General features: G+C 67.0%; 21 protein-coding genes. 14 read left to right on the top strand and 7 right to left on the bottom strand.

All coding sequences use genetic code 11. The features are described 5' to 3' along the window. The first annotated feature begins 81 nt into the window (after positions 1-81). The 10 genes from uvrA to ABIE21_RS04075 all read left to right on the top strand — a co-directional run bounded on the left by uvrA (position 82) and on the right by ABIE21_RS04075 (position 11524). Positions 82-2955, top strand: coding sequence for an excinuclease ABC subunit UvrA (gene uvrA / locus ABIE21_RS04120; RefSeq protein ID WP_354023507.1), 2874 nt, complete (start codon positions 82-84; stop codon positions 2953-2955). A gap of 14 nt (positions 2956-2969) precedes the next feature. Beyond that, positions 2970-4889, top strand: a complete 1920-nt coding sequence (uvrC, locus tag ABIE21_RS04115; protein ID WP_354023506.1) for an excinuclease ABC subunit UvrC — start codon at positions 2970-2972, stop codon at positions 4887-4889. Positions 4890-4959: 70 nt separating this feature from the next. Next, positions 4960-5832 (top strand): RNase adapter RapZ, encoded by an 873-nt coding sequence (gene rapZ, locus ABIE21_RS04110; RefSeq protein WP_354023505.1) that lies wholly within the window; start codon positions 4960-4962, stop codon positions 5830-5832. A gap of 61 nt (positions 5833-5893) precedes the next feature. Then, entirely contained in the window at positions 5894-6874 is a 981-nt protein-coding gene (gene whiA, locus ABIE21_RS04105) for a DNA-binding protein WhiA (protein WP_354023504.1), read from the top strand. Positions 6875-7011: 137 nt separating this feature from the next. Further along, the gene (locus ABIE21_RS04100; RefSeq protein WP_354023503.1) at positions 7012-7638 is read left to right on the top strand and encodes a superoxide dismutase; all 627 of its coding nucleotides are present in this window, start codon (positions 7012-7014) and stop codon (positions 7636-7638) included. An 88-nt stretch (positions 7639-7726) separates the two neighbouring features. Continuing rightward, on the top strand, positions 7727-8734 hold the full coding sequence (gap, locus tag ABIE21_RS04095) for a type I glyceraldehyde-3-phosphate dehydrogenase (protein WP_354023502.1): 1008 nt from the start codon (positions 7727-7729) through the stop codon (positions 8732-8734). A 40-nt stretch (positions 8735-8774) separates the two neighbouring features. Further along, entirely contained in the window at positions 8775-9989 is a 1215-nt protein-coding gene (locus ABIE21_RS04090) for a phosphoglycerate kinase (protein ID WP_354023501.1), read from the top strand. Continuing rightward, a complete protein-coding gene (tpiA, locus tag ABIE21_RS04085) occupies positions 9980-10786 on the top strand; it encodes a triose-phosphate isomerase (protein ID WP_354023500.1) in 807 nt (268 codons plus the stop codon). The genes ABIE21_RS04090 and tpiA overlap by 10 nt, the downstream gene beginning before the upstream one ends. A gap of 98 nt (positions 10787-10884) precedes the next feature. After that, on the top strand, positions 10885-11133 hold the full coding sequence (secG, locus tag ABIE21_RS04080) for a preprotein translocase subunit SecG (RefSeq protein WP_354023499.1): 249 nt from the start codon (positions 10885-10887) through the stop codon (positions 11131-11133). 22 nt (positions 11134-11155) lie between these two features. Further along, on the top strand, positions 11156-11524 hold the full coding sequence (locus ABIE21_RS04075) for an RNA polymerase-binding protein RbpA (RefSeq protein ID WP_354023498.1): 369 nt from the start codon (positions 11156-11158) through the stop codon (positions 11522-11524). A gap of 270 nt (positions 11525-11794) precedes the next feature. Here ABIE21_RS04075 and pgl read toward each other — a convergent pair whose 3' ends face one another. The 6 genes from pgl to tkt are packed head-to-tail and all read right to left on the bottom strand — an operon-like array spanning position 11795 to position 19997. Beyond that, complete coding sequence (pgl, locus tag ABIE21_RS04070; protein WP_354023497.1) at positions 11795-12592, bottom strand: 6-phosphogluconolactonase; 798 nt, start codon at positions 12590-12592, stop codon at positions 11795-11797. Continuing rightward, complete coding sequence (locus ABIE21_RS04065; RefSeq protein ID WP_354023496.1) at positions 12589-13596, bottom strand: glucose-6-phosphate dehydrogenase assembly protein OpcA; 1008 nt, start codon at positions 13594-13596, stop codon at positions 12589-12591. The genes pgl and ABIE21_RS04065 overlap by 4 nt, the downstream gene beginning before the upstream one ends. Beyond that, complete coding sequence (gene zwf / locus ABIE21_RS04060; RefSeq protein ID WP_188509402.1) at positions 13593-15134, bottom strand: glucose-6-phosphate dehydrogenase; 1542 nt, start codon at positions 15132-15134, stop codon at positions 13593-13595. Before zwf ends, ABIE21_RS04065 begins: the two co-directional genes overlap by 4 nt. 28 nt (positions 15135-15162) lie before the next feature. Further along, entirely contained in the window at positions 15163-16761 is a 1599-nt protein-coding gene (locus tag ABIE21_RS04055) for a glucose-6-phosphate isomerase (protein WP_354023495.1), read from the bottom strand. Continuing rightward, positions 16758-17870, bottom strand: coding sequence for a transaldolase (gene tal / locus ABIE21_RS04050; protein WP_354023494.1), 1113 nt, complete (start codon positions 17868-17870; stop codon positions 16758-16760). The genes ABIE21_RS04055 and tal overlap by 4 nt, the downstream gene beginning before the upstream one ends. A 33-nt stretch (positions 17871-17903) precedes the next feature. Beyond that, a complete protein-coding gene (tkt, locus tag ABIE21_RS04045) occupies positions 17904-19997 on the bottom strand; it encodes a transketolase (protein ID WP_354023493.1) in 2094 nt (697 codons plus the stop codon). A gap of 294 nt (positions 19998-20291) precedes the next feature. Between tkt and ABIE21_RS04040 the strand changes: the two genes are divergently transcribed. After that, complete coding sequence (locus ABIE21_RS04040; RefSeq protein ID WP_354023492.1) at positions 20292-21212, top strand: heme o synthase; 921 nt, start codon at positions 20292-20294, stop codon at positions 21210-21212. Positions 21213-21288: 76 nt separating this feature from the next. Here ABIE21_RS04040 and ABIE21_RS04035 read toward each other — a convergent pair whose 3' ends face one another. Further along, positions 21289-22239 carry a COX15/CtaA family protein gene (locus ABIE21_RS04035; protein WP_354023491.1) on the bottom strand — a complete coding sequence of 317 codons (951 nt, stop codon included), beginning with the start codon at positions 22237-22239 and terminating at the stop codon, positions 21289-21291. Between the two features lie 283 nt (positions 22240-22522). On the opposite strand from ABIE21_RS04035, the gene sufB reads away from it, so the two are divergent. From sufB to ABIE21_RS04020, 3 genes are read left to right on the top strand one after another with little or no spacing between them, the layout of a single operon-like run. After that, the gene (sufB, locus tag ABIE21_RS04030; RefSeq protein ID WP_354023490.1) at positions 22523-23941 is read left to right on the top strand and encodes a Fe-S cluster assembly protein SufB; all 1419 of its coding nucleotides are present in this window, start codon (positions 22523-22525) and stop codon (positions 23939-23941) included. Positions 23942-23991: 50 nt separating this feature from the next. Next, entirely contained in the window at positions 23992-25206 is a 1215-nt protein-coding gene (gene sufD / locus ABIE21_RS04025; protein ID WP_354023489.1) for a Fe-S cluster assembly protein SufD, read from the top strand. Beyond that, positions 25206-25550: a non-heme iron oxygenase ferredoxin subunit gene (locus tag ABIE21_RS04020; protein WP_354023488.1), complete on the top strand. Its 345-nt coding sequence runs from the start codon at positions 25206-25208 to the stop codon at positions 25548-25550. Before sufD ends, ABIE21_RS04020 begins: the two co-directional genes overlap by 1 nt. Positions 25551-25554: the final 4 nt, after the last annotated feature.

The following is a 25554-nucleotide window of genomic DNA, read 5'->3' as shown; positions in this document are numbered from 1 at the left end:
GGCGGCGTGCGCAGAGCAACCTGAGTACGCACTGAGCGAACCGGTACCTCCGATGTCGGTGGCTTCCATACAATTGTGAGAGTGTCGATTTCTCCTGTAACTGGTGTGCCCACGCTCAGCGTGCGCGGGGCCAGGGTCCACAATCTCAAGAACGTCGACCTGGAGATCCCTCGCGACTCGCTCGTCGTTTTCACGGGTCTCTCCGGGTCGGGTAAGTCGAGCCTCGCGTTCGACACCATCTTCGCCGAGGGCCAACGGCGGTACGTCGAGTCGCTCTCGGCCTATGCGCGCCAGTTCCTCGGCCAGGTCGACCGCCCAGACGTCGACTTCATCGAGGGTCTGAGCCCCGCGGTCTCGATCGACCAGAAGTCGACGAACCGCAACCCGCGCTCCACCGTCGGCACGATCACCGAGATCTACGACTACATGCGCCTGCTCTGGGCGCGCATCGGCGTGCCGCACTGCCCGATCTGCGGCGAGAAGATCCAGCGCCAGACCGTGCAGCAGATCGCCGACCAGCTGATGGAGCTGCCCACAGGCACGCGCTACCAGGTGCTCAGCCCGATCGTCTCGCAGAAGAAGGGCGAGTTCGTCGACACCTTCCGCGAGCTGGCAGCCGCCGGCTACTCGCGCGCCGTCGTCGACGGAGACGTCATCCAGCTCAGCGACCCGCCCACGCTCAAGAAGCAGGTCAAGCACGACATCTCGGTCGTGGTCGACCGTCTCGTCGCCTCCGACGACGCGCTCACCCGCCTCACCGACTCGCTCGAGACCGCCCTCCGGCTCACCGACGGACTCGTCTCGATCAACCTCGTCGACGAGACCGGCCCCGACGCGACACGCACCTTCTCCGAGAAGCTGTCGTGCCCGAACAACCACCCGCTGCAGCTCACCGAGATCGAGCCGCGCACCTTCTCGTTCAACGCGCCGTTCGGCGCCTGCCCCGAGTGCTCCGGTCTCGGCACCCGCATGTCGGTCGACGCCGACCTGCTCATCGCCGACCCGACGGTCAGCCTCGCCGACGGCGTGATTCTGCCGTGGGCGCAGTCGGGCAAGGGCCTGTTCAACTACTTCGAGAAGCTGCTGCTCGGGCTCTCGCTCGACCTCGACTTCTCGCTCGACACCCCGTGGGGCGAGCTCTCCTCCGAGGTGCAGGACGCGATCCTCAAGGGCAACAACTTCGAGGTCACCGTCAAGTGGAAAAACCGCTTCGGCCGCGAGATGAAGTACTCCACCGGGTTCGAGGGCGTGATGCCCTACATCGAGCGCAAGTTCCTCGAGGCCGAGACCGACGTGCAGCGTCAGCGTTTCGCGAACTACCTGCGCGAGATCCCGTGCCCGGTCTGCGACGGCAAGCGTCTCAAGCCCGAGGTGCTCGCGGTGACGGTCGACGGCCACAACATCTCCGACGTGTGCGAGCTGAGCCTCGCCGACTCCTACGCGTTTATGAACTCGGTCGTGCTGAGCGACCGCGACGCGAAGATCGCCGCGCAGGTGCTGCGCGAGATCCGGGTGCGCCTCGAGTTCCTGATCGAGGTCGGGCTCAACTACCTCAACCTCTCCCGCGCCGCGGCGACCCTCTCCGGCGGCGAGGCGCAGCGCATCCGCCTCGCCACCCAGATCGGCTCTGGGCTCACCGGCGTGCTCTACGTGCTCGACGAGCCCTCCATCGGCCTGCACCAGCGCGACAACCGCCGGCTCATCGAGACGCTCGTCAAGCTCAAGAACCTCGGCAACACGCTCATCGTCGTCGAGCACGACGAAGACACCATCCGCACGGCCGACTGGGTCGTCGACATCGGACCGGGCGCCGGCGAGCACGGCGGAGTCGTCGTCCACTCCGGCAGCTACGCCGACCTGCTCGAGAACACCGAGTCGGTCACCGGCGACTACCTCTCCGGCCGCCGCTCGATCGAGACGCCGAAGAAACGGCGCAAGGTCGACAAGAAGCGGCAGATCACCGTCGAGGGCGCCAAGGCGAACAACCTGCGCAATGTGACCGTGAACTTCCCGCTCGGCGTCTTCACCGCCGTCACCGGCGTCAGCGGCTCGGGCAAGTCCAGCCTCGTCAACGACATCCTCTACAAGGTGCTCGCGAACGAGCTCAACGGCGCCCGCCAGATCCCCGGCAAGCACACCCGCGTCACCGGCCTCGACCTGCTCGACAAGGTGGTGCACGTCGACCAGAACCCGATCGGCCGTACCCCCCGGTCGAACCCGGCCACCTACACGGGTGTGTTCGACAAGATCCGCAACCTGTTCGCCGAGACGCAAGACGCGAAGGCTCGCGGCTACCTGCCCGGCCGCTTCAGTTTCAACGTCAAGGGCGGCCGCTGCGAGAACTGCTCGGGCGACGGCACGATCAAGATCGAGATGAACTTCCTCCCCGACGTCTATGTCGCCTGCGAGGTGTGCCACGGCGCACGCTACAACCGCGAGACCCTCGCCGTGCGCTACAAGGGCAAGAACATCGCCGAGGTGCTCGACATGCCGATCAGCGAGGCCGCCGAGTTCTTCGAGGCGATCGGCGCTATCCACCGGTTCCTGAAGACTCTCGTCGAGGTCGGGCTCGGCTACGTGCGTCTCGGCCAGAGCGCCACGACACTGTCCGGCGGCGAGGCCCAGCGCGTCAAGCTCGCGACAGAGCTGCAGAAGCGTTCCAACGGCCGCAGCATCTACGTCCTCGACGAGCCCACGACCGGACTGCACTTCGAAGACGTGCGCAAGCTGCTGCTCGTGCTGAACAGCCTCGTCGACAAGGGCAACACGGTGCTGGTGATCGAGCACAACCTCGACGTGATCAAGAGCGCCGACCACATCATCGACATCGGCCCGGAAGGCGGCGCCGGCGGCGGACAGGTGCTCTCCACCGGCACGCCGGAGCAGCTGGCGAAGATCGACGGCAGCCACACCGGGTTCTTCCTCAAGGAGATGCTGGAGGGCGTGCGCGCCTAGGCGCGCTGGGCACTATGAGCGACACCGTCAGCTGGCGTCCGAAGGCGGGGGAGATCCCGACCGCGCCGGGCGTCTACCGCTTCCGCGACGCCGGCGGGCGGGTGCTCTACGTGGGCAAGGCCAACAGCCTTCGCGCACGGCTGGCCAACTACTTCCAGCCGCTGCGCAGCCTGCACGAGCGCACCAGGCGCATGGTGCTCTCCGCGGCATCCGTCGAGTGGACGGTCGTCGGCAGCGAGTTCGAGGCTCTCCAACTCGAATACACCTGGATCAAGGAGTTCGACCCGCCCTTCAACGTCAAGTTCCGCGACGACAAGAGCTACCCCTATCTGGCGATCACCCTCGGCGAACCTGTTCCCCGCGTGCTGGTGACCCGCAACAAGAACCTCAAGGGCGCCCGGTATTTCGGCCCCTACACGAAGGTGTGGGCCATCCGCGAGACCGTCGACCTGATGCTCAAGGCGTTCCCGATGCGCAGCTGCTCCGACGCGACCTACAAACGCGCCGAGCAGACCGGCCGGCCCTGCCTGCTCGGCGACATCGGCAAATGCGCCGCCCCCTGCGTCGGCCGGGTCAGCAAAGAAGAGCACAAGTCGATAGCGCTCGACTTCGCCTCGTTCATGGGCGGTAACGACCGCCGGTACACGGCCGAGGTGTCGAAGAAGATGATGACCGCCTCGCAGGAGATGGACTACGAGTCGGCCGCGCGCTACCGCGACCAGCTCTCCGCTCTCGAGAACGCGCTGTCTAAGAGCAGCGTCGTGCTCAGCGACGAGGTCGACGCCGACATCTTCGGCATCGCCCACGACGAGCTCGCGGCCGCCGTGCAGCAGTTCATCGTGCGCGGGGGCCGCATCCGCGGTGTGCGGGGCTGGGTGGTCGACAAGGAGCTCGACCTCGAGCTGCCCGAGCTCGTCGACACGGTGCTGCAGAACGCCTACGACGACCAGGCGCCCCCGCGCGAAGTGCTCGTCCCCGCCCTGCCCGAAGACGCCGCGGAGCTCGAGCAGTGGCTCACCACCAAGCGCGACGCGCCCGGCCGGGTGTCGCTGCGCGTCGCCCAGCGCGGCGACAAGGCGGCGCTCGCCCTCACCGTCTCGACCAACGCCCGCAACGCGCTGATGCTCTACAAGACGCGGCGCAGCGGCGACTTCGTGGCCCGGTCGCAGGCGATGTCCGACATCCAGGAGGCGCTCGGCATGGCCGACGCGCCGCTGCGCATGGAGTGCTACGACGTCTCCCACCTCAGCGGCACAAACATCGTCGCCTCGATGGTGGTGTTCGAAGACGGCCTTCCCCGCAAAGACCAGTACCGCCGATTCTCGATCGCCGACTCGACCGACGACACCGAGTCGATCTACCAGACGCTGATGCGCCGGCTCGCCCACCTCGACGACGAACCAGACGCGGGGGAGGCCGCCGAGGCGGCTATCGCCCTGTCGACGGATGCCACGGCGGTGGTCGGCGGGGACGACGTCGCGATAGAGCGCAAGCGGTTCGCCTACCGTCCCAACCTGATCATCGTCGACGGCGGCCAGCCCCAGGTAGCCGCCGCCCAGCGCGCACTCGACGACTCGGGGGTCACGGGCATCCAGCTCTGCGGAATCGCGAAGCGACTCGAGGAGATCTGGCTCCCCGACTCCGACTACCCCGTCATCCTGCCGCGCAACAGCGACGCCCTGTTCCTGTTCCAGCGCATCCGCGACGAGGCCCACCGCTTCGCGATCACCTACCAGCGCCAACGCCGCAAGTCCGACATCACGTCGAAGCTCGCCGACATCCCCGGCCTCGGCCCGGCACGCGTGAGCGAACTCCTCAAGCACTTCGGGTCGGTCACGCGGCTCCGCGGCGCCGACGTGGAGGCGATCACCCAGGTCAAGGGCATCGGAACCGCTCTCGCGCAGCAAATCGTCGACGGTCTGCGCAACCCGTGAACCCGCCGCTCGGTATCCTTGAGAGCGTATGAATCTTTTCGAGCGTGCAAACCATGAAAGTTCGTGACGAATGAGCAACAGGGATCGCCAGGAACTGCTCATCGTGACCGGGATGTCGGGGGCCGGCCGTTCGACGGTCGGTAACGCTCTCGAAGACCTCGGCTGGTACGTGGTCGACAATCTCCCGCCGCAGATGCTCCGCCCCCTCGTCGAGCTTGCCCAGCACGCCGGAAACGCGCTGCCGCGCATCGCGGCGGTGGTCGACGTGCGCGGAGGAAAGCTCTTCGCCGACGTCAAGGACGCCGTCGAGACGATGAGGGCGAACGCGAACGTGCGTGTGCTCTTCCTCGAGGCGACGGATGCGGTGCTGGTGCGACGCTTCGAGCAGGTGCGTCGCCCCCACCCGCTGCAGGACGACGGCACCCTGCTCGACGGCATCACCGCCGAACGGGAGCTGATGCAAGACCTGCGCTCGAGCAGCGACATGATCGTCGACACCTCGGAACTCAACATCCACCAGCTCGCGACGAACATCCAGGAGCGGTTCGCCGAGGCCGAGGCGCCGGGCGCCCAGGTCACCATCCTGAGCTTCGGATTCAAGTACGGGCTCCCCGCCGACGCCGACCTCGTCGCCGACGCACGCTTCCTCCCCAACCCCTTCTGGAACCCAGAACTGCGCCCGCACACGGGCCTCGACGCAGAGGTCAGCGACTACGTGCTCGGGCAGGAGGGCGCCCGCGAGTTCATCGACGGCTACGCCGCCGCTCTCGCTCCCGTGCTCGCCGGCTATCAGCGCGAGAACAAGAGACACGCTACGATCGCAGTTGGATGCACAGGGGGCAAACACCGATCGGTGGCCGTCGCTGAAGAACTGGCGACGTTGCTACGCGGCCTGCCTGGCGTCGCCGTCAGCGTGAAGCACCGCGACCTCGGGCGCGAGTAGCGCTCAGCACGTCCACACGACTTTCCAGCACCCCTGGACTTGGAAGAAAAGAGACTATTCAGTGGCACTAACGGCCGACGTCAAAGAAGAACTCGCGCGGCTTGAGGTCAGCAAGACCACGGTGCGGGCAGCCGAACTCGCCACGATCCTGCGTTTCTCCGGCGGGTTGCACATGATCTCCAACCGCATCGCGGTGGAGTCCGAGCTCGACTCCGCGCCGCTCGCCCGTCGCGTGCGCAAAGACCTCGCGGAGCTCTACGGCGTCCGCAGCGAGGCCGCGGTGATTCCCGCCTCCGGCACGCGCCGCAGCAACCAGTACGTGGTCCGCGTCGTCGAAGGCGGAGAGACCCTCGCCCGGCAGACCGGACTGCTCGACGCCCGCCGTCGCCCGATCCGCGGCCTGCCGAACAAGCTCACCACCGGATCCCGTGACGAGATCGCCGCCGTCTGGCGCGGCGCCTTCCTCGCAGCGGGCTCGCTCACCGACCCCGGCCGTTCCGCCGCCCTCGAGGTCACCTGCCCCGGCAACGAGGCGGCGATGGCCCTCGTCGGCGCCGCAGGCCGTCTCGGCGTGCAGGCCAAGAGCCGCGAAGTGCGGGGCGTGCACCGCGTCGTCATCCGCGACGGTGAGGCCATCGGCACGATGCTGGTGCACATGGGCGCCACCGCGAGTGTCGAGGCCTGGGAGCAGCTGCGTCAGCGCCGCGAGGTGCGCGCCACGGCGAACCGCCTGGTGAACTTCGACGACGCCAACCTGCGCCGCAGCGCGCAGGCCGCGGTGGCCGCGTGCGCCCGTGTGGAGCGCGCGCTCGAGATCCTCGACGACACCACACCGAAGCACCTGAGGTACGCGGGCGAGCTGCGGCTGCGTTTCCGCGACTCCAGTCTCGACGAGCTCGGCCACCACGCCGACCCGCCCATGACCAAGGACGCCGTCGCCGGACGAATCCGCCGCCTGCTCGCGATGGCCGACAAGCGAGCCAGCGACCTCGACATCCCGGGTACCGACGCGAACCTGCCGCCCGACATGGACGACGTCTAACCGACGACGGATAGTGCCCAATCGTCACAAGCGGAAGCATCTCAGGGTGCGGATGGTTGTGGTGAGTAGACTGGAAAAGTCACCCCGGCGAGATCAAACTCACTGTTCCGGGGCCAATTTTGCTAGGAGAAAAATCGATGGCTGACTACACCCTTCCCGACCTTCCCTACGACTACTCGGCCCTGGAGCCGAGCATCAGCGGCGCCATCATGGAGCTGCATCACAGCAAGCACCACCAGGCGTACGTGACCGGCGCGAACACCGCCCTCGCGCAGCTCGCCGAGGCTCGCGACAGCGACAACCTCGCCTACGTCAACAAGCTCGAGAAGGACCTCGCGTTCAACCTCGGCGGACACGTCAACCACTCGATCTTCTGGACCAACATGTCCCCGAACGGCGGAGACAAGCCCACCGGCGACCTCGCCGCGGCGATCGACGACCACTTCGGCTCGTTCGACAAGTTCACCGCCCACTTCACCGCGACCGCCATGGGCGTTCAGGGCTCCGGTTGGTCGGTTCTCGCCTGGGACTCCATCGGCCAGCGCCTCATCATCGTGCAGTTCTTCGACCAGCAGGGCAACCTGCCCGCCGGCATCGTGCCGCTGCTGATGCTCGACGTCTGGGAGCACGCGTACTACCTCGACTACAAGAACGTGCGCGCCGACTACGTCAAGGCGTTCTGGGCGATCACCAACTGGGAGAACGTGCAGCAGCGCTTCGACGTCGCACGCGTGAAGACGGAAGGCCTGCTGCTACTCTCGTAGCGGCATCGTGGCCGGGGCCTCGAGCCCCGGCCTTTCAGCAGAATCCACCACCTGTGCGCCTCAAGGCGCCTGAAAAACTGGAGTTTCATTGAGCGTCAAAATCGGTATCAACGGGTTCGGCCGCATCGGCCGCAACTTTCTTCGCGCCGCACTCGCCACGGGAAGTGATCTCGAGATCGTCGCCGTGAACGACCTCGACAACCCCGCCGCCCTCGCGCACCTGCTCAAGTACGACACCGTCGGAGGCCGCCTCGACGCGACCGTCACGGTCGACGGAGACACGATCTACGTTGACGGCAAGCCGATCAAGGTGCTCGCCGAGCGCGACCCCGCCCTTCTGCCCTGGGGCGAGCTGGGCGTCGACGTCGTCATCGAGTCGACCGGCCGCTTCACCAAGTCCGCCGACGCGCGCAAGCACATCGAAGCCGGCGCCAAGAAGGTCATCGTCTCGGCTCCCGCCTCGGGCGACGACGTCGCGACGCTGGTTCTCGGCGTCAACGAGGACACGTACGACTCCGCCATCCACGACATCATCTCCAACGCCTCGTGCACCACGAACTGCCTCGCGCCGCTCGCAAAGGTGTTCATGGAGAACTTCGGCATCGAGCGCGGCCTGATGACCACGGTCCACGCCTACACCGCCGACCAGAACCTCCAGGACGGCCCGCACAGCGACCTGCGCCGCGCTCGCGCCGCCGCAGCGAACATCATCCCCACCTCGACCGGTGCGGCCAAGGCCCTCGGCCTGGTCATCCCCGAGCTCGTCGGCAAGCTCGACGGCTACGCCCTGCGCGTTCCCGTGATCACCGGCTCGATCACCGACCTCACGGTCACCGCTTCGCGCCCCGTCACGGTCGCCGAGGTAAACGCGGCGTACAAGGCTGCGGCCGAGGGTCCCCTCAAGGGCATCCTCAAGTACACCGAAGACGAGATCGTCTCCAGCGACATCGTGGGCGACCCGCACTCCTCGATCTTCGACGCCGGCCTCACCAAGGTGATCGGCGACCAGGTCAAGGTCGCTTCGTGGTACGACAACGAGTGGGGCTACTCCAACCGTCTCGTCGACATCACCAAGTACGTCGCAGACCGCCTCTAGCGGCTCGTCACCACCACAAGAGAACTGGATACACCCGACCGTGTCGCTTCGTACCATCGACAGCCTCGGCGACCTGAGCGGCAAGCGTGTCCTCGTCCGCTGTGATCTGAACGTTCCGTTGAAAGACGGACAGATCACGGACGACGGGCGCATTCGTGCCTCTCTGCCGACGCTGAACGCACTCATCAACTCCGGCGCTCGCGTCGTCGTGGTCTCCCATCTCGGGCGACCCGAAGGCGCGCCGGACGCCAAGTACAGCCTCGCTCCCGTCGCACAGCGACTGAGCGAGCTGCTCGGCAAGGGTGTCGTGTTCGCAAGCGACACGGTCGGTTCCGCCGCCGGGGAGGCCGTCTCCGGCCTCGCCGACGGCGACATCGCCCTGCTCGAGAACCTGCGTTTCAACGCGGGGGAGACGAGCAAAGACGGCGCGGAGCGGGAGGCCTTCGCCGGCCAGCTCGCCGCGTTCGCCGATGCCTTCGTCTCCGACGGTTTCGGCGTCGTGCACCGCAAGCAGGCCAGCGTCTACGAGGTGGCGCAACTGCTGCCCAGCGCGGCCGGCCTGCTGATCCAGACCGAGCTCGAGGTCCTCGAGCGCCTCACCCGTACCCCCGAGGCGCCGTACACGGTCGTCCTCGGCGGCTCGAAGGTCTCCGACAAGCTCGCCGTGATCGGCGCGCTGCTCCCCAAGGTCGACACGCTGCTCATCGGCGGCGGCATGCTCTTCACCTTCCTCGCGGCCCAGGGCCACAAGGTGGGCGCCAGCCTGCTCGAGACCGACCAGATCGACGCCGTTAAGGGATACCTCGCGGAGGCGGAACGCCTCGGCGTCGAGATCGTCCTCCCCACCGACATCGTGGTCGCCTCGAAGTTCGGCGCAGACGCAGAGGTGGTCACCACCGCGGCCGACGCGATCGAACAGACGCCGTTCGGTTCATCCGGTCTCGGCCTCGACATCGGCCCAGACACCGGCGAGCGATTCGCCGAAGTCATCTCGGCCTCGAAGACCGTGTTCTGGAACGGTCCCATGGGCGTCTTCGAACTCGCACCCTTCGCCGCAGGCACCGAAGCGGTCGCCGCGGCCCTCACCACGATCGACGGCTTGGGTGTAGTCGGTGGTGGCGACTCCGCCGCCGCCGTGCGCGCCCTCGGCTTCACAGACGACCAGTTCGGTCACATCTCAACCGGTGGCGGCGCCTCTCTCGAGTTCCTCGAGGGCAAGCGACTGCCAGGCCTGGAGGTCCTCGGATGGCAGTAGTACCCGGCACGGCGCACAAGCGCGTGCCCTTCATCGCAGGCAACTGGAAGATGAACCTCGACCACCTACAGTCGATCGCGTTCGTGCAGAAGCTCGCCTGGAGTCTCAAAGACGCCCGCCACGACTTCGGCTCGGCCGAGGTCGCGGTCTTCCCGCCCTTCACCGACCTCCGTTCGGTGCAGACGCTCATCTCCGCCGACAAGCTCGAGCTCGCGTTCGGCGCCCAGGACCTCTCGGCCCATGACTCCGGCGCATACACCGGCGAGATCTCAGGGGCATTCCTCAAGGCGCTCGACTGCCAGTACGTAATCATCGGACACTCCGAGCGCCGCACACTGCACAACGAGACCGACGAGGTCGTCGCCGCCAAGGTGGCAGCCGCACTGCGTCACGGGCTCGTCCCGGTGATCTGTGTCGGTGAGACCGCCGAGGACCTCGAGAAGCACGGGGCGAGCGCGGTTCCCGTCGCCCAGCTGCGTGCCGCCCTCGCCGGCGTCACCGGAGCGGTCGACATCGTCGTCGCGTACGAGCCGGTCTGGGCCATCGGCTCCGGCCAGGCCGCAACGCCCGACCAGGCCGAGCAGGTCGCCGCGAAACTGCGCGAGACGCTCGTCGAGATTCTCGGCGACGACGTCGCAGCCGCCACCCGCGTGCTCTACGGCGGCTCGGTCAAGGCCGCCAACATCGCCTCGTTCATGCGGGAGCCCAACGTCGACGGTGCTCTTGTCGGAGGCGCCAGCCTCGACCTCGACGAGTTCGCCAGCATCTCGCGGTTCCACAAGCACGTCGGCACCTGATTTAGCGCAATAGACAATTCGGCGCTACCCCGCTCCAACGGGGCGCCGACGCGCAGATATACTACTTGAGGCCCACCGGCCGCTTCGAAAGGTTACCCGTGGAAATTCTCCAGGTCGCGTTGCAAGTCGTTCTCGGCATCACGAGTCTCTTGCTGACGCTTCTCATCCTCCTGCACCGCGGTCGCGGCGGCGGTCTCTCCGACATGTTCGGGGGTGGAGTGACCTCGAACCTGGGTGCATCCGGTGTCGCTGAACGCAACCTCAACCGCATCACGGTGATACTCGCCGTCGTGTGGATCACTTCGATCGTCGTACTTGGTCTCATCACCAAGTTCACTGGTCAATAGGAACTAGTCAAAAGGGGGCACCGTGGCTTCAGGAGGCAGTGCGATTCGCGGATCGCGTGTGGGCGCAGGCCCAATGGGGGAGCAAGACAGGGGTTACCACGCCGAGCGCGTGCAGATCTCCTACTGGGACGAACTCGGCAACGAGACGGTGCGTCACTTCGCCGCCAACCTGCCCGACGACGAGATCCCCCTCACGATCGACTCGCCGCAGAGCGGTCTTCCCGCCGGCCGCGACAAAGACAACCCGCCGTCGGTCGCCAAGCTCGAGCCGTACAAGACGCACCTCGCCTACGTGAAGGAGCGTCGCACCGAAGAGGAAGCCGAGTCCCTTCTGGGCGACGCCCTCTCCCAGCTCCGCGCCCGTCGCGGCAGCGCTCCCGCGGCCCAGTAGTCGCGCGCACGTCGCTGGCCGTCATCCCTCGGGGTGGCGGCCATCCGTCGTTAAGCCGCCCGAGGCATCCGCCCGACCGCTGCGTATTTGCGATCTCTGCCAAATGAAGGAAAATGCACCCCGTAGTCACGCATCGAGTGCGATCGGCGGGGTTACGCGGCAGATTCTCCTTCATTTGGCAGGTAAGCGCGGCATGTGACAGGGGCGCGAGCGGGCACGAAAAAGGCCGGCCCTCGGATGATCCGGGGCCGGCCTTGTTCGTACGGGGTGCTACTCGGTGGCGTCGGCGGCCGTCCAGAAGATCTCCGTCGCGGTGAGGTTCTCGGGAACCTCCGCGGTGGCCTCCTTGTCGACGTAGTACAGCGTGCTGCGGCGTCCCTCGATGCCCGCGGCGGGCACCTCGTTGATGCTCGCACCCGCGAGGCTGAGCCCCAGCGCTGACGCCTTGTCGGCGCCGGCCAGGACGAGCCAGATGCGCGTCGACGAGTTGATCACCGGGAGGGTGAGCGACAGGCGCTCCGGCGGGGGCTTCGGGGCGTTGCGCACGGAGACGACGGTCGCCTCCGTCTCGCGGATGCCCGCCTGCTCGGGGAACAGCGACGCGATGTGCCCGTCGGGCCCGACACCCAGGAACGTGATGTCGAACCGGGGGAGCGAGGCGCCCTCGACCGCGTGCGCGGCCAGTTCGAGGGCGTACAGCTCTGCCGCGGCCTCCAGCTCGATACCGTCGTCCGACGCCGGGAACGCGTGGATCATGCTCTGGTCGATGTCGAGGTGGTCGAGCAGCGCCTCGCGGGCCTGGGTCTCGTTGCGCTCGGCGTCGCCGCGGGGGAGCCAACGCTCGTCACCCCACCAGAAGCTGACCTGCGACCAGTTGATGGTGTCGCGAGCCGGAGACTCGTTGATGGCGCGCAGGACCGCGCTGCCCATCGTGCCACCGGTGAGGACGACGGTTGCTTCACCGAACTCGTCGATCAGGTCGACCATCTTCGTCATGAATCTCGCAGCAACCGATGCTGCGAGTGCTGCCTTGTCTGGGTGCACGAGCACCCGTCGTCCTACTGTCACGCGGTGGCCACTCCGGTCTCTTCGTCGATCTTCACTGCTGCGATCGTACCCGTGTGGAGGTGCGGCGTGACCTTGCCGAGCTGGCCGAGTCCACTTTGGATGACATCGCCGAACAAGTCGTCGGGGTCGAGCCTGCGCAGTTCCTCCGACAGGCAGTCGCGCAGGCTGCGGCGCGGCAGCGAGATGTCGTGCGTCGGCTGGTTGGGCTGGATTAGCGTCGCGACGTTCACGAGCGTGCGCTCGAGCTCGATCGGGCCGCTCGCGCGCTCCAGGACGACGCCCTGGATGCCGCTCGATCCGTGCGACTTGTTCGTGACCTCGAGGTTCACGTCGACCTGGAGCTGCAGCTGCAGCCAGGCGGCGAGCAGCACCGTCGAGGGCGAGTCGGCCGCGCCGTGCACGGTGACACCCGTGACGGTCTCGTACGGCGGCTGGTCGAGCACGGCGGCGAGCTGGGCGCGCCACAGCGTGAGGCGGGTCCAGGCGAAGTCGGTGTCGCCCGGCGCGTACGTCTGGGCGACGTGCACGAGCGCGGCGGCGGGGTTCGAGCTGGATGCGGCGTCGGTGATGCGGCGCTGGGCGATGACGCCGAGCGGCGACTTCGAGGCGTTCTCCGGTGCGACTCCGGGCCACCAGGCCACGACGGGGGCGTCGGGCAACAGCAGCCCCGTGACGAGGCCCTCCTGGTCGCTCGCGGTCTCGCCGTAGGCGCGCACGACGATGACCTCGCTCGCGCCGGCGTCGCCGCCCACGCGGATCTGTGCGTCGATGCGGGATTCGGACGAATCATCCGCCCCCTGGCTCGTCGAGATCACGATGACGCGCATCGGGTGCTCCCGCGACGCGTCGTTGGCGGCCTCGATGGCCTCTTCTTCCTCGCCGAGCTTCGTCGAGATGACGAGCGTCAGGACGCGGCCGAGGGCGACGGCGCCGCCCTCCTCGCGGATCTTGACGAGCGCCTTCGAGATCTTGCTGGTGGTCGTGTCGGGAAGGTCGACAATCATGGTCGTCTCCATACTCTGCCGTCGCGGGCTAGAAGGTCGTCTGCGGACTGCGGTCCCCAGGTGCCCGGTCGGTACTGCTCTGGCTGGCCCTGCGTCTCCCAGAACTCCTCGATCGGGTCGAGGATCTTCCAGCTGAGCTCGACCTCCTCGTGACGGGGGAACAGCGGCGGGTCGCCGAGCAGCACGTCGAGAATGAGCCGCTCGTAGGCCTCGGGGCTCGCCTCGGTGAAGGCGTGGCCGTAGCCGAAGTCCATGGTCACGTCGCGCACCTGCATGGTGGCGCCGGGAACCTTCGAGCCGAAACGAATGGTGACGCCCTCGTCGGGCTGCACGCGGATGACGATCGCATTCTGGCCGAGGGTGCCGGTCTGGCTCTCGGCGAACAGGTTCTGCGGAGCGCGCTTGAAGACCACGGCGATCTCGGTGACGCGACGGCCCAGACGCTTGCCGGCGCGGAGGTAGAACGGAACACCGGCCCAGCGACGCGTGCCGATGTCGAGGCGGATGGCCGCGAAGGTCTCGGTGAGCGACTCGGGGTTCATGCCGTCTTCGTCGAGGAAGCCGACGACCTTCTCGCCGCCCTGCCACCCACCGGAGTACTGGCCGCGTGCGGTCGAGTTGCTCAGGTCGGCCGGAAGCTTGACCGCGGCGAGCACCTTCTCCTTCTCGGCGCGCAGGTCGGCGGCGTTGAACGAGATGGGCTCCTCCATCGCCGTGAGGGCGAGGAGCTGCAGCAGGTGGTTCTGGATCACGTCGCGCGCAGCGCCGATGCCGTCGTAGTAGCCGGCGCGGCCGCCCACACCGATGTCCTCGGCCATGGTGATCTGAACGTGGTCGATGTAGTTGGCGTTCCAGATCGGCTCGTACATCTCGTTGGCGAAGCGCAGCGCCAGGATGTTCTGCACCGTCTCCTTGCCGAGGTAGTGGTCGATGCGGAACACGCTGTCGGGCGGGAAGACGCTCTCGACGACCGCGTTGAGCTCGCGGGCCGTCTTCAGGTCGCTTCCGAAGGGCTTCTCGATGACGACGCGGCGCCAGTGTCCGTCCTGTTGTTCGGCGAGGCCGGAGTTGCGCAGCTGCTCGGTGACCTGCGGGAACGACTTCGGCGGGATCGACAGGTAGAACGCGTGGTTTCCCATGGTTCCGCGGTCGCGGTCGAGTTCCTCGATCGTCTCCTTGAGCCGGTCGAACGCCTCGGCGTCGTCGAACTCACCCTGCACGAAGCGGATGCCGAGCGCCAGCTGGCGCCAGACGTCCTCATCGAACGGGGTGCGAGCGTACTGCTTGACGGCCTCGTAGACCTCTTTCTCGAAGTCCTGGTCTTCCCAGTCGCGGCGCGCGAAGCCGACGAGCGCGAAGCCCGGGGGCAGCAGGCCGCGGTTGGCGAGGTCGTACACGGCTGGCATCAGCTTCTTGCGTGACAGGTCGCCTGTCACGCCGAAGATGATGAGTGCGCTCGGACCGGCGATGCGGTTGAGGCGACGGTCGGAAGGAATCCTGAGCGGATTGAATTCCGGTGTGATATCCACGGGGGACATGCAGCTCCTTGGTGCTTTCTACTTGTTTCTAGCTGAGCGCTGCGATGAGCGCGGGAAGCTGCGTCGCCGCGTCGGTGAGCGTGATGGTGAGCACCGGGCGGCCGTGGTCGGCGAGAACGCTCGCGTCGCCGGCGGCCTGGGCCTGGATGAGCTGTCCGAAGGTGAACGGGCGCTCGGGGATCTCGAGGTCTTCGCCCGCCACCTCGGTGATCTGGATGAACACGCCGACCGCGGGGCCGCCCTTGTGGAACTGTCCGGTCGAGTGCAGGAACCGGGGTCCCCAGCCGAACGTGACGGGGCGCTGGGCGCGCGCCGCGACGCTGTTGCGCGTCTCGGCGAGCTCTGGGTACTTGACCCGGTCCATGTAGGCCTGGATCGAGACGTAGCCGTCTTCGCCGAGGGTGGACAGAACGGATGCCACGGCTCCAGCGAGATCGGACACTCCGGTCACCACGGCCTCGGTGCCACGCACCTCGATGCCGCCGTCGGTGAACGCGGGTGCGACGGGCTCGGGGCGCGCGTCGAGCAGGCCGCGCGTCGCGATCTTCGCCGACTCCACGTCGGGCTGGTCGAACGGGTTGATGCCGAGCAGACGACCGGCGACGACGACCGCGTACTCCCAGGTGAGCATGAGCGCGCCCAGGGTTCCGGTGATCTCGATGTCGCCCTCGTTGAGGTGCTCGGTCGCCTTGTAGTCGCCGACGAGGCGGATGACCTGAAGGTCGGCCAGGTTCTGGTCGAGCTCGGGCGCGTCCGCGGGCAGCACGACGGGCAGGATGCCCTTGCCGATCTTGCCGGTCGACTCGGCGATGAGCTGTTCGATCCAGTCGCCGAAGCCCACGATGTGGGTTCCGTCGGAGACGATGCCGAGCTTGTCCTTGAGCGGACGCGTGCCGGCGATCGCCGCGCCGAGGATGAGTCCGGGGTTGGACTCCTCGTCGATGGCGAGCGAGTACGACATGGCGTCGGCCTCGTCGAGCAGCTGCTGGATGTCGACGCCGGCGAGTCCGGACGGCACGAGGCCGAACGCGGTGAGCGCGGAGTAGCGGCCGCCCACGGTGGGGTCGGCGTTGAACACGCGGTAGCCGTCGGCGCGGGCGGAGACGTCGAGGGGGGAGCCGGGGTCGGTGACGACGATGATGCGGTCGATCGGGTCGATGCCCGCATCGCGGAACGCCTTCTCGTAGACGCGCTTCTGGCTGTCGGTCTCGGTCGTCCCGCCCGACTTCGACGAGATCACCACGGCGGTGGTCGGGAGGCGGTCGGCGAGGGCCGAGAGCACCTGGCTCGGGTCGGTCGCGTCCAGCACCGTGAGCTCGACGCCCTCGGTCTTGGTGATGACCTCGGGGGCGAGCGACGAGCCGCCCATGCCGCCGAGCACGAAGTGGTTGACACCCGCGGCGCGGAGCTTGTCGCGCAGCGCCAGGATGTCGGGCACGAGGGGGGTGGATACCGAGACGGACTCGGTCCACCCGAGGCGCTTCGCGGCCTCTTCCTCGGCGTCGGCACCCCAGAGGGTCGAGTCGAGCCCGGTGATGCGGCTCGCGACCAGGTCGTTGACCAGCTGAGGGACGATGCGGTCGACGGCCTCCTTGGCCGCGCCGCTCACTGCGATCTTGACACTCACTTTGCTGCCTCGAGGGCGGCCGTGACGGTGTCGAGCAGTTCGTTCCACGACACGATGAACTTCTCCACGCCCTCCTTCTCGAGCAGCGCGGTCACCTCGTCGTAGGAGATGCCCTGCGCCGCGATCGCGTCGAGCACGGCGTTCGCCGCAGCGTAGGAACCGGTGATCGAGTCGCCGGCGATGACGCCGTGGTCGAAGGTGGCCTCGAGCGTCTTCTCGGGCATCGTGTTGACGACCTCGGGGGCGACGAGCTCGACGACGTAGGTGGTGTCGAGAACCGCGGGGTCCTTCACGCCGGTCGAGGCCCAGAGGGGGCGCTGCTTGTTCGCACCGGCGGCGAGGAGCACCTGCGCGCGCTCGGTGGTGAAGGCGGCCTGGTAGACCTCGTAGGCGAGCTGGGCGTTGGCGACGCCGGCCTTGCCCTTGAGGGCCTTGGCCTCGTCGGTGCCGATCGCGTCGAGACGCTTGTCGATCTCGGTGTCGACGCGCGACACGAAGAACGATGCGACCGAGTGCAGGGTCGACAGGTCGATTCCGGCGGCCTTGGCCTTCTCGAGACCGCTCAGGTAGGCGTTGATGACCTGGCGGTAGCGCTCGAGGCTGAAGATCAGCGTGACGTTGACGCTGATGCCGGCGCCGATCGTCTCGGTGATGGCCTCGAGGCCCTCGATCGTCGCGGGGATCTTGATGAGCGCGTTCGGGCGGTCGACCTTGGCCCAGAGCTGCTTGGCCTGGGCGATGGTCGCTGCGGCGTCGTGTGCGAATCCGGGCTCGACCTCGATCGACACGCGGCCGTCGAAGCCGTTCGTGGTGTCGAAGATCGGACGGAAGACGTCGCTGGCGGCGGCGACGTCGTCGGTGGTGATCTCGAAGACCGCGTCGGTGACGTTGGTTCCGGCCTTGGCGAGCTGGGCGACCTGCTCGTCGTAGGCCTCGCCCTTGGCGAGGGCGCCGGCGAAGATCGTCGGGTTGGTGGTCACGCCGACGACGTTGCGCTCGGCGATGAGCTTCTCGAGCCCGCCCGAGGCGATGCGCTCACGGGAGAGGTCGTCGAGCCAGATGCTGACGCCGGCGGCCGAGAGGTCGGCGGTGGGGGTGGTGTTCGTCATAACTTCTTCTCTTCTTTCTTAGTGCTCAGCAGCTCAGATGGCTGCGAGCGAGTCTTTGGCGGCGGCCACTGCGGCTTCTGTGGTCATACCGAACTCACGGAACAGGGTCTTGTAGTCGGCGGATGCGCCGAAGTGCTCGATCGAGACGCTGCGGCCGGCGTCGCCGACGTACTTGTCCCAGGTCAGGCTGATTCCGGCTTCGATCGACACGCGGGCGGTGACGCCTGCGGGGAGCACCGACTCGCGGTACTCGGCGGTCTGCTCCTCGAACCACTCGAGGCTCGGGGCGGAGACGACGCGGGCGTTGACTCCCTCGCCCTTGAGGACCTCGCGGGCCTCGACGGCGATCTGCAGCTCGGAGCCGGTGGCGATGAAGATCACGTCGGGGGTTCCGTTCGGCGCCTCGGCGAGAACATAGGCACCCTTGGCGACGTGCTTGGCCGACGCGAAGGTGTCTCCGCTGGCCTCGTCCTCGCCGCGAGCGAACACCGGGATGTTCTGGCGGGTGAGGGCGATACCGGCGGGACCGTTGCGGCGCTCGAGGATCGTCTTCCAGGCCCAGGCGGTCTCGTTCGCGTCGCCGGGGCGAACGATGTCGAGTCCGGGGATTGCGCGGAGGGTCGCGAGCTGCTCGATCGGCTGGTGGGTGGGGCCGTCTTCGCCGAGGGCCACGGAGTCGTGGGTCCAGACGTAGATGGCCGGCGCCTTCATGAGCGCGGCGAGACGCACCGCGGGGCGCATGTAGTCGCTGAAGATGAGGAACGTGCCGCCGAAGGGGCGCGTGTTGCCGTGCAGCACGATGCCGTTCAGGATCGCGCCCATGGCGTGCTCACGGATACCGAAGTGCAGGACGCGACCGGCCGCGCTTGCCGACCACTCGTGCGTCGACCACTTCTCGGGAACGAAGGAGCCAGCACCGTTGATCGTGGTGAGGTTCGACTCTGCGAGGTCGGCCGAGCCGCCCCAGAGCTCGGGGATGACGCCGGCGAGGGCGTTGATGACCTTGCCGGAAGCGGCGCGGGTCGACACCTCGGTGCCGGCCTCGAAGACGGGGAGGGCCTCTTCGACGCCCTCGGGCAGGTCGCCCGTGAGGATGCGGTCGAGCAGGGTCTTCTTCTCGGGGTTGGCGGCGGCCCACGCGTCGAACTGCTCGTTCCACTCGTTGTGCACCGCGGTGCCGCGCTCGAGGGCGAGACGGGTGTGCGCGATGACCTCGGGCGCGACCTCGAAGGTCTGCTCGGGGTCGAAGCCGAGAACCTGCTTGACCGCGGCGAGCTCGTCGGCGCCGAGAGCGGATCCGTGGATCTTGCCGGAGTTCTGCTTTTTCGGGCTGGGCCAGCCGATGATGGTCTTGAGGATGATGAGCGACGGCTTGTCGGTGACGCCCTTGGCGGCCTCGATGGCGTCGTTCAGCTCGGCGACGTCTTCGACGTACTCGCCGGTCTTCTTCCAGTCGACGACCCGCACGTCCCAGCCGTAGGCCAGGTAGCGGGCGTGCACGTCTTCGGTGAACGCGATGTTGGTGTCGTCCTCGATCGAGATCTGGTTCGAGTCGTAGATCGCGATGAGGTTGCCGAGCTCCTGGTGGCCCGCGAGGGAGGATGCCTCGCTCGTGACACCTTCCTGGAGGTCGCCATCGCCGGCGATCGTGTAGATGAAGTGGTCGAAGGGGCTCGTTCCGGGTGCCGCCTCCGGGTCGAACAGGCCGCGCTCGTAGCGGGCGGCGTAGGCGAAGCCCACGGCGGAGGCGAGGCCCTGGCCGAGGGGGCCGGTGGTGATCTCGACACCGTCGGTGTGGCCGTACTCCGGGTGGCCGGGGGTGAGCGAGCCCCAGGTGCGGAGCGCCTTGAGGTCGTCGAGCTCGAGGCCGTAGCCGCCGAAGTAGAGCTGGATGTACTGGGTGAGCGAGCTGTGTCCGACCGACAGGATGAAGCGGTCGCGACCGATCCACTCGTTGTCGTTGGGGTCGCGGCGCATGATCTTCTGGAAGAGGAGATAAGCGGCGGGTGCAAGGCTCATCGCGGTGCCGGGGTGACCGTTTCCGACCTTCTCCACGGCGTCAGCCGCGAGAATTCGGGCGGTGTCTACGGCCTTGTTGTCGATGGAATCCCACTGGAAAGCTGCCACGTGATTGATGACCCTTCATATTGCACAGCAGCAAATCAGAGCGATCACTGCGGAGAGGTTTCTGCTTGCCGTCGTCTCATTAATGGACACTGACGTCATCGGCATTCCCGCGGCAGGTGGCGGACAGCTCCATATGCTGAGATGTCCGGGGGTGCTGCCGTCGGGTGGCAAGCACAATCAAGTATAGGGAGTGCTGAGAGCGGCGGTGCAGAGTATGACGCCCGACACGCATCGGCCCTTTGCCCGATGAGCGCTTAGAATTAGTCGAACTGCACAGCTGTCGATAGAGGAGTCATGGACGTAGCCGTTGAGAGCCGCCCAACCACCGGGCGGATCGGATTTGCCCGTAAGGCAAAGGCCTACGTCTCGCTGACGAAACCGCGCGTCGTCGAGCTGCTGCTCGTCACCACCGCCCCCGTCATGATTCTGGCGCAGGGCGGGCTGCCCGATCTCTGGCTGGTGATCGCCACCCTCATCGGCGGTTCGCTGAGCGCCGGGTCCGCGAGCGCGTTCAACTGCTACATCGACCGCGACATCGACCGGTTGATGAAGCGCACGCAGAAGCGCCCGCTCGTCACGGGGGAGCTGTCCGACCGTGAGGCTCTCGTCTTCGCCTGGGTCATCGGCGTGGCATCCATCGTCTGGCTCGGTGTCTTCGCCAACTGGCTCGCCGCGTCCCTCTCGCTGCTCGCGATCCTCGTCTACGTGTTCGTCTACACGCTGTGGCTCAAGCGCCGCACCGAGCAGAACATCATCTGGGGCGGAATCGCCGGGTGCTTCCCCGTGCTCATCGGCTGGGCCGCCGTCACCGGTTCGCTCACGTGGGCGCCGGTCATCCTGTTCGCCGTCATCTTCCTCTGGACGCCCCCGCACTACTGGCCGCTGTCGATGAAGTACCGCGACGAGTACCAGGCCGCCAGCGTGCCGATGCTCGCCGTGGTGCGCGGCCGACAGATCGTCGGACTGCAGGTAATCCTCTACGCGTGGGCCACCGTCGCCTGCTCGCTGCTGCTCATCCCCGTCGCCGACATGGGCATCGTCTACTCCGTGGTCGCCGTCGCCAGCGGTGTCTGGTTCATCTACGAGTCGCACCGCCTGTACAACCAGGCGATCCGCCACGACACCGTGACGCCGATGCGCGTCTTCCACAGCTCGATCACCTATCTGACGCTGGTGTTCCTGGCCGTGGGCATCGACCCGCTGCTGCCGTTCTAGCCGGCCGTATCTCTCGGGCCGCGCCGCTCTTCGCGCGTCCCAGCGTTGCGGGAGCCGGTGGGGCAGGCGCCGTGCGTCAGACCCGGTCGGCGAGGAGCGGAGCGTCGGATGCCGCGGCCGCGGGCTCCACGACCGCGCTGCGCAGCGACAGCACCACGACGGTCATCGCTCCCACGAGCGCGCCGGCGAGCACCATGTGGGCTCCCACCAGAACTTCGGGGAGGCCGAGCCGCGCCTGGGTGATACCCACCGCGATCTGAACGAGCTCGACGGCGAGCAGTATCAGCGTGAACCGGCGCAGCCGCGCGTTCGTCCCCGCCACGGTGAACGCGCCGAGCACGAGCAGCACGGTGCCGCCGAGCGTCGCATACGCCGGCCACGAGTGCAGGTGCTGCAGGAAGTCGGTGTCGAGGCCGTTGCGGGGGGTGTCGGCGTCGCCGGCGTGCGGGCCGGAGCCCGTGGTGAGGATTCCCACGATCACGGTCATCGCCACGAGCAACGACGTGAGGTACGCCAGAGCGGTGTACCAGCGCGGCATCGACATGACCGCGCCACGCGGCCCGTAATACACGCGGAACACCAGCATCGCCGTGAGCACGACGAGAGCGACCGACACGAGGAAATGCAGACCGACGATGTAGGAGTTCAGGCCGGTGAGCACCGTGATGCCGCCGATGACGGCCTGGAGCGGAATCGACAGCCCCTGCAGGAGTGTGATCACGAACAGATCGAGACGCTCGGCGCGCATGCGGATCACGGCGAGGAAGGCGAGGATGGCGATAAGCACCACCACACCGGTCAGCGCGCGGTTCGCGAACTCGATCACGCCGTGGATACCCATTTCAGGGGTGTTCGTGAGCGAACCCTCGACGCACTGCGGCCACGTCGGGCAGCCGAGCCCCGACCCGGTCAGCCGCACGGCGCCGCCGGTTCCGATGAGGAGCAGCTGGATCACGAGTGAGGCCCACGCGATGAAGCGCACCCGGGCGTCGACGACCGTCGGGAGCAGTCCCACGAGGCCGCTCAAGCGTGGCGCGTCGGCTTTCACAGCGGTTCCTCCTGTTATTTGCGGTGACTCCCTGTAAGATTGACGGGTTCGCAGAACGCAGCCCGTGCCGGGGAGTCGATGGAGACTTGCGACCAAGCAGCATCTGCTTTGGATCGTGTGTCTTGAGTTCAAGTCTAAGCAAGCCGCAGGTGCATTGATCACCCGCTCGCCCAGGCACGCTTCACGAAATTCCCGGCAGTTGGCTGTGTGACGGAATACCGCCGCGGCCAACTCGGTTGCTGCCGGTAGGAAAGAGGTAACTATGACTGACGTGCTGATCGACCGCCCCGAACTGAACAGTCTCGGACAGTACGAGTTCGGCTGGTCCGACTCCGATGCCGCAGGCGCTTCCGCTCGACGCGGAATCAACGAGGAAGTCGTCACCGACATCTCGAAGCTGAAGAACGAAGCCGACTGGATGCTCAAGCTGCGGCTCAAGGGCCTCAAGCTCTTCGGCATGAAGCCCATGCCCACGTGGGGCGCCGACCTCTCCGGCATCGACTTCGACAACATCAAATACTTCGTGCGCTCCACCGAGAAGCAGGCGCAGACCTGGGAAGACCTCCCCGACGACATCAAGGACACCTACGAGAAGCTGGGCATCCCCGAGGCCGAGCGCAAGCGCCTCGTCTCCGGTGTCGCCGCCCAGTACGAGTCCGAGGTCGTCTACCACACCATCAACGCAGAGCTCGAGGCTCAGGGCGTCATCTTCATGGACACCGACACGGCGCTCCGCGAGCACCCCGAGTTCTTCGAGGAGTACTTCGGCACCGTCATCCCCGCCGGCGACAACAAGTTCGCGGCGCTGAACACGGCCGTATGGTCGGGCGGATCGTTCGTCTACGTCCCCAAGGGCGTGCACGTCGAGATCCCGCTCCAGGCCTACTTCCGCATCAACACCGAGAACATGGGCCAGTTCGAGCGCACGCTGATCATCGCCGACGAGGGTTCGTACGTGCACTACATCGAGGGCTGCACCGCGCCGATCTACAAGAGCGACTCGCTGCACTCCGCCGTCGTCGAGATCATCGTGAAGAAGAACGCGCGCGTTCGCTACACGACCATCCAGAACTGGTCGAACAACGTCTACAACCTCGTCACCAAGCGTGCGATCGCCCACGAGGGTGCCACCATGGAGTGGATCGACGGCAACATCGGCTCCAAGGTGACCATGAAGTACCCGTCGATCTACCTCGTCGGCGAGCACGCCAAGGGCGAGACGCTCTCGGTCGCCTTCGCCGGCCCGGGACAGCACCAGGACGCCGGCGCCAAGATGATCCACATGGCGCCGTACACGACGAGTTCGATCGTCTCGAAGTCGATCGCCCGCGGCGGCGGTCGAGCGGGCTACCGCGGTGAGGTGAGGGTGGATGCCGCGGCTCACCACTCCGCGAACACCGTGAGGTGTGACGCGCTGCTGGTCGACACCATCTCGAGGTCCGACACCTACCCGGCCATCGACATCCGCGTCGACGACGTGCAGCTCGGCCACGAGGCCACCGTGTCCCGCGTCAGCGCAGAGCAGCTTTTCTACCTGCAGTCGCGCGGCATGCCGGAAGACGAGGCCATGGCCATGATCGTGCGCGGGTTCATCGAGCCCATCGCCCGCGAGCTGCCCATGGAGTACGCGCTCGAACTCAACAAGCTGATCGAGATGAGCATGGAAGGCAGCGTAGGTTGACCCTCCTCCACTCGTCGAACGTTCGTGCACTGAAAGGACTTGTCGGCTAAATGACCGTCGTCACACCCGAAACCAACCAGCACGGCGCGAAAGCGCACAGCGACGGCGGCTGGGACGCCCCCGAGGGCGCCTACGTTCCCGTGCAGACCCGGTCGGCACGCTTCAAGTCGAACGACCCGAGCGAGCACCCGGCCGTCGACGGCCGTGAGGCGGAGTGGAAGCTCACACCCGTGCCGTTCGTGCGCGAACTCATCGACGGCGAGCTCGACGGTTCGCCGTACGCGTTCCTCGCGACGCAGACCGAGGGCGCGGACGCCGAGTGGATCGACCGCACCGACGCCCGCATCGGCGTCGCCGGCCAGGCCGAGGAGAAGTCGTCGGCGAACGCCTGGAACTCCTTCGAGAAGGCCATGTCGATCACGGTGACCGGCGAGGAGCCGAGCGAGATCACCGTGTCGCGCTCGATGCTCGGCACCACCGCGCGCGGCGCCCACACCGTCATCACCGGCACCAGGCACAGCCGTGGTCGCGTCATCCTGCAGAACACGGGCGACGCGCGTCTCGTCGAGAACGTCGAGATCGTCGTCGAAGACGGCGCACACCTGACCGTCGTCTCCGTGCAGGAGTGGTCCGACGACGCGCTGCACCTCGCGACGCACTTCGTCACCGTCGGCCGTGACGCCACATTCCGCCACGTCGTCGTCACGCTCGGCGGCAAGGTCGTGCGCGTGAACCCGTCTGTCGCCCTGGCTGGCGAGGGCGCGGACGGCGAGCTGTTCGGCCTCTACTTCGCCGACGCCGGCCAGCACCTCGAACAGCGCGTCTACATGCACCACGAGGGCGCGAACACCAAGGGCCGCGTCAACTACAAGGGCGCGCTGCAGGGCGAGGGCGCGCACACGGTCTGGGTGGGCGACGTGCTGATCGGCCCGAACGCCGCCGGCACCGACTCCTACGAGCAGAACCGCAACCTCGTGCTGAGCGAGGGCACCCGTGCCGACTCCATCCCGAACCTCGAGATCGAGACCGGTGAGATCCTCGGTGCCGGTCACGCGAGCGCTACCGGCCGTTTCGACGACGAGCAGCTCTTCTACCTGCAGGCCCGCGGAATCACGGAACAGGAGGCGCGTCGTCTCGTCGTGCTCGGCTTCCTCACCGAGATCATCCAGAAGATCGGCAAGCCCGAGCTCGAGCAACGTCTGCAGGCGTCGATCGACGACGAGCTGAACCGCAGCGCCGCCGGCACGGGCGGGGGAGCGAAGTAGTGCCTCCCGTATCCAAGGTCTGTACCGTCGCCGAGCTGACCCCCAATACCGCGCTGCGCGCGGTCGTCGACGGTAAGCCCATCGCCGTGGTGATGGACTCGGCCGGCGCGGTCCACGCGCTCGGCGACACGTGCACCCATGGCGATATCTCGCTCTCCGAGGGTTTCGTCGAAGACGACACCCTCGAGTGCTGGGCGCACGGCTCGAAGTTCGAGCTGACCACGGGCAAGCCCCTCACACTCCCGGCATACGAGCCGGTCCCCGTCTACACGGTCTCCATTGTCGACGACGACATCTTCGTCGACACCACCCCGATCGACCACAGCGACTCCGTCGCCGTTTAGGAAC

Origin of the sequence: Conyzicola nivalis, assembly GCF_040548875.1 — a bacterium.
GTDB lineage: Bacteria > Actinomycetota > Actinomycetes > Actinomycetales > Microbacteriaceae > Conyzicola > Conyzicola nivalis_A.
Note: the sequence above shows the minus strand (reverse complement) of the source record. Positions and strands in the feature narration are given on the sequence as shown.

Bases quoted from the DNA above. Each gene is read 5' to 3' on its own strand.
- tpiA (WP_354023500.1), top strand. From the start codon at position 9,980: ATGGCAGTAGTACCCGGCACGGCGCACAAGCGCGTGCCCTTCATCGCA.
- uvrC (WP_354023506.1), top strand. From the start codon at position 2,970: ATGAGCGACACCGTCAGCTGGCGTCCGAAGGCGGGGGAGATCCCGACC.
- zwf (WP_188509402.1), bottom strand. From the start codon at position 15,134: ATGTCCCCCGTGGATATCACACCGGAATTCAATCCGCTCAGGATTCCT.
- sufD (WP_354023489.1), top strand. From the start codon at position 23,992: ATGACCGTCGTCACACCCGAAACCAACCAGCACGGCGCGAAAGCGCAC.
- ABIE21_RS04065 (WP_354023496.1), bottom strand. From the start codon at position 13,596: ATGATTGTCGACCTTCCCGACACGACCACCAGCAAGATCTCGAAGGCG.
- tal (WP_354023494.1), bottom strand. From the start codon at position 17,870: ATGACGAACACCACCCCCACCGCCGACCTCTCGGCCGCCGGCGTCAGC.
- ABIE21_RS04040 (WP_354023492.1), top strand. From the start codon at position 20,292: ATGGACGTAGCCGTTGAGAGCCGCCCAACCACCGGGCGGATCGGATTT.
- rapZ (WP_354023505.1), top strand. From the start codon at position 4,960: ATGAGCAACAGGGATCGCCAGGAACTGCTCATCGTGACCGGGATGTCG.
- sufB (WP_354023490.1), top strand. From the start codon at position 22,523: ATGACTGACGTGCTGATCGACCGCCCCGAACTGAACAGTCTCGGACAG.
- ABIE21_RS04100 (WP_354023503.1), top strand. From the start codon at position 7,012: ATGGCTGACTACACCCTTCCCGACCTTCCCTACGACTACTCGGCCCTG.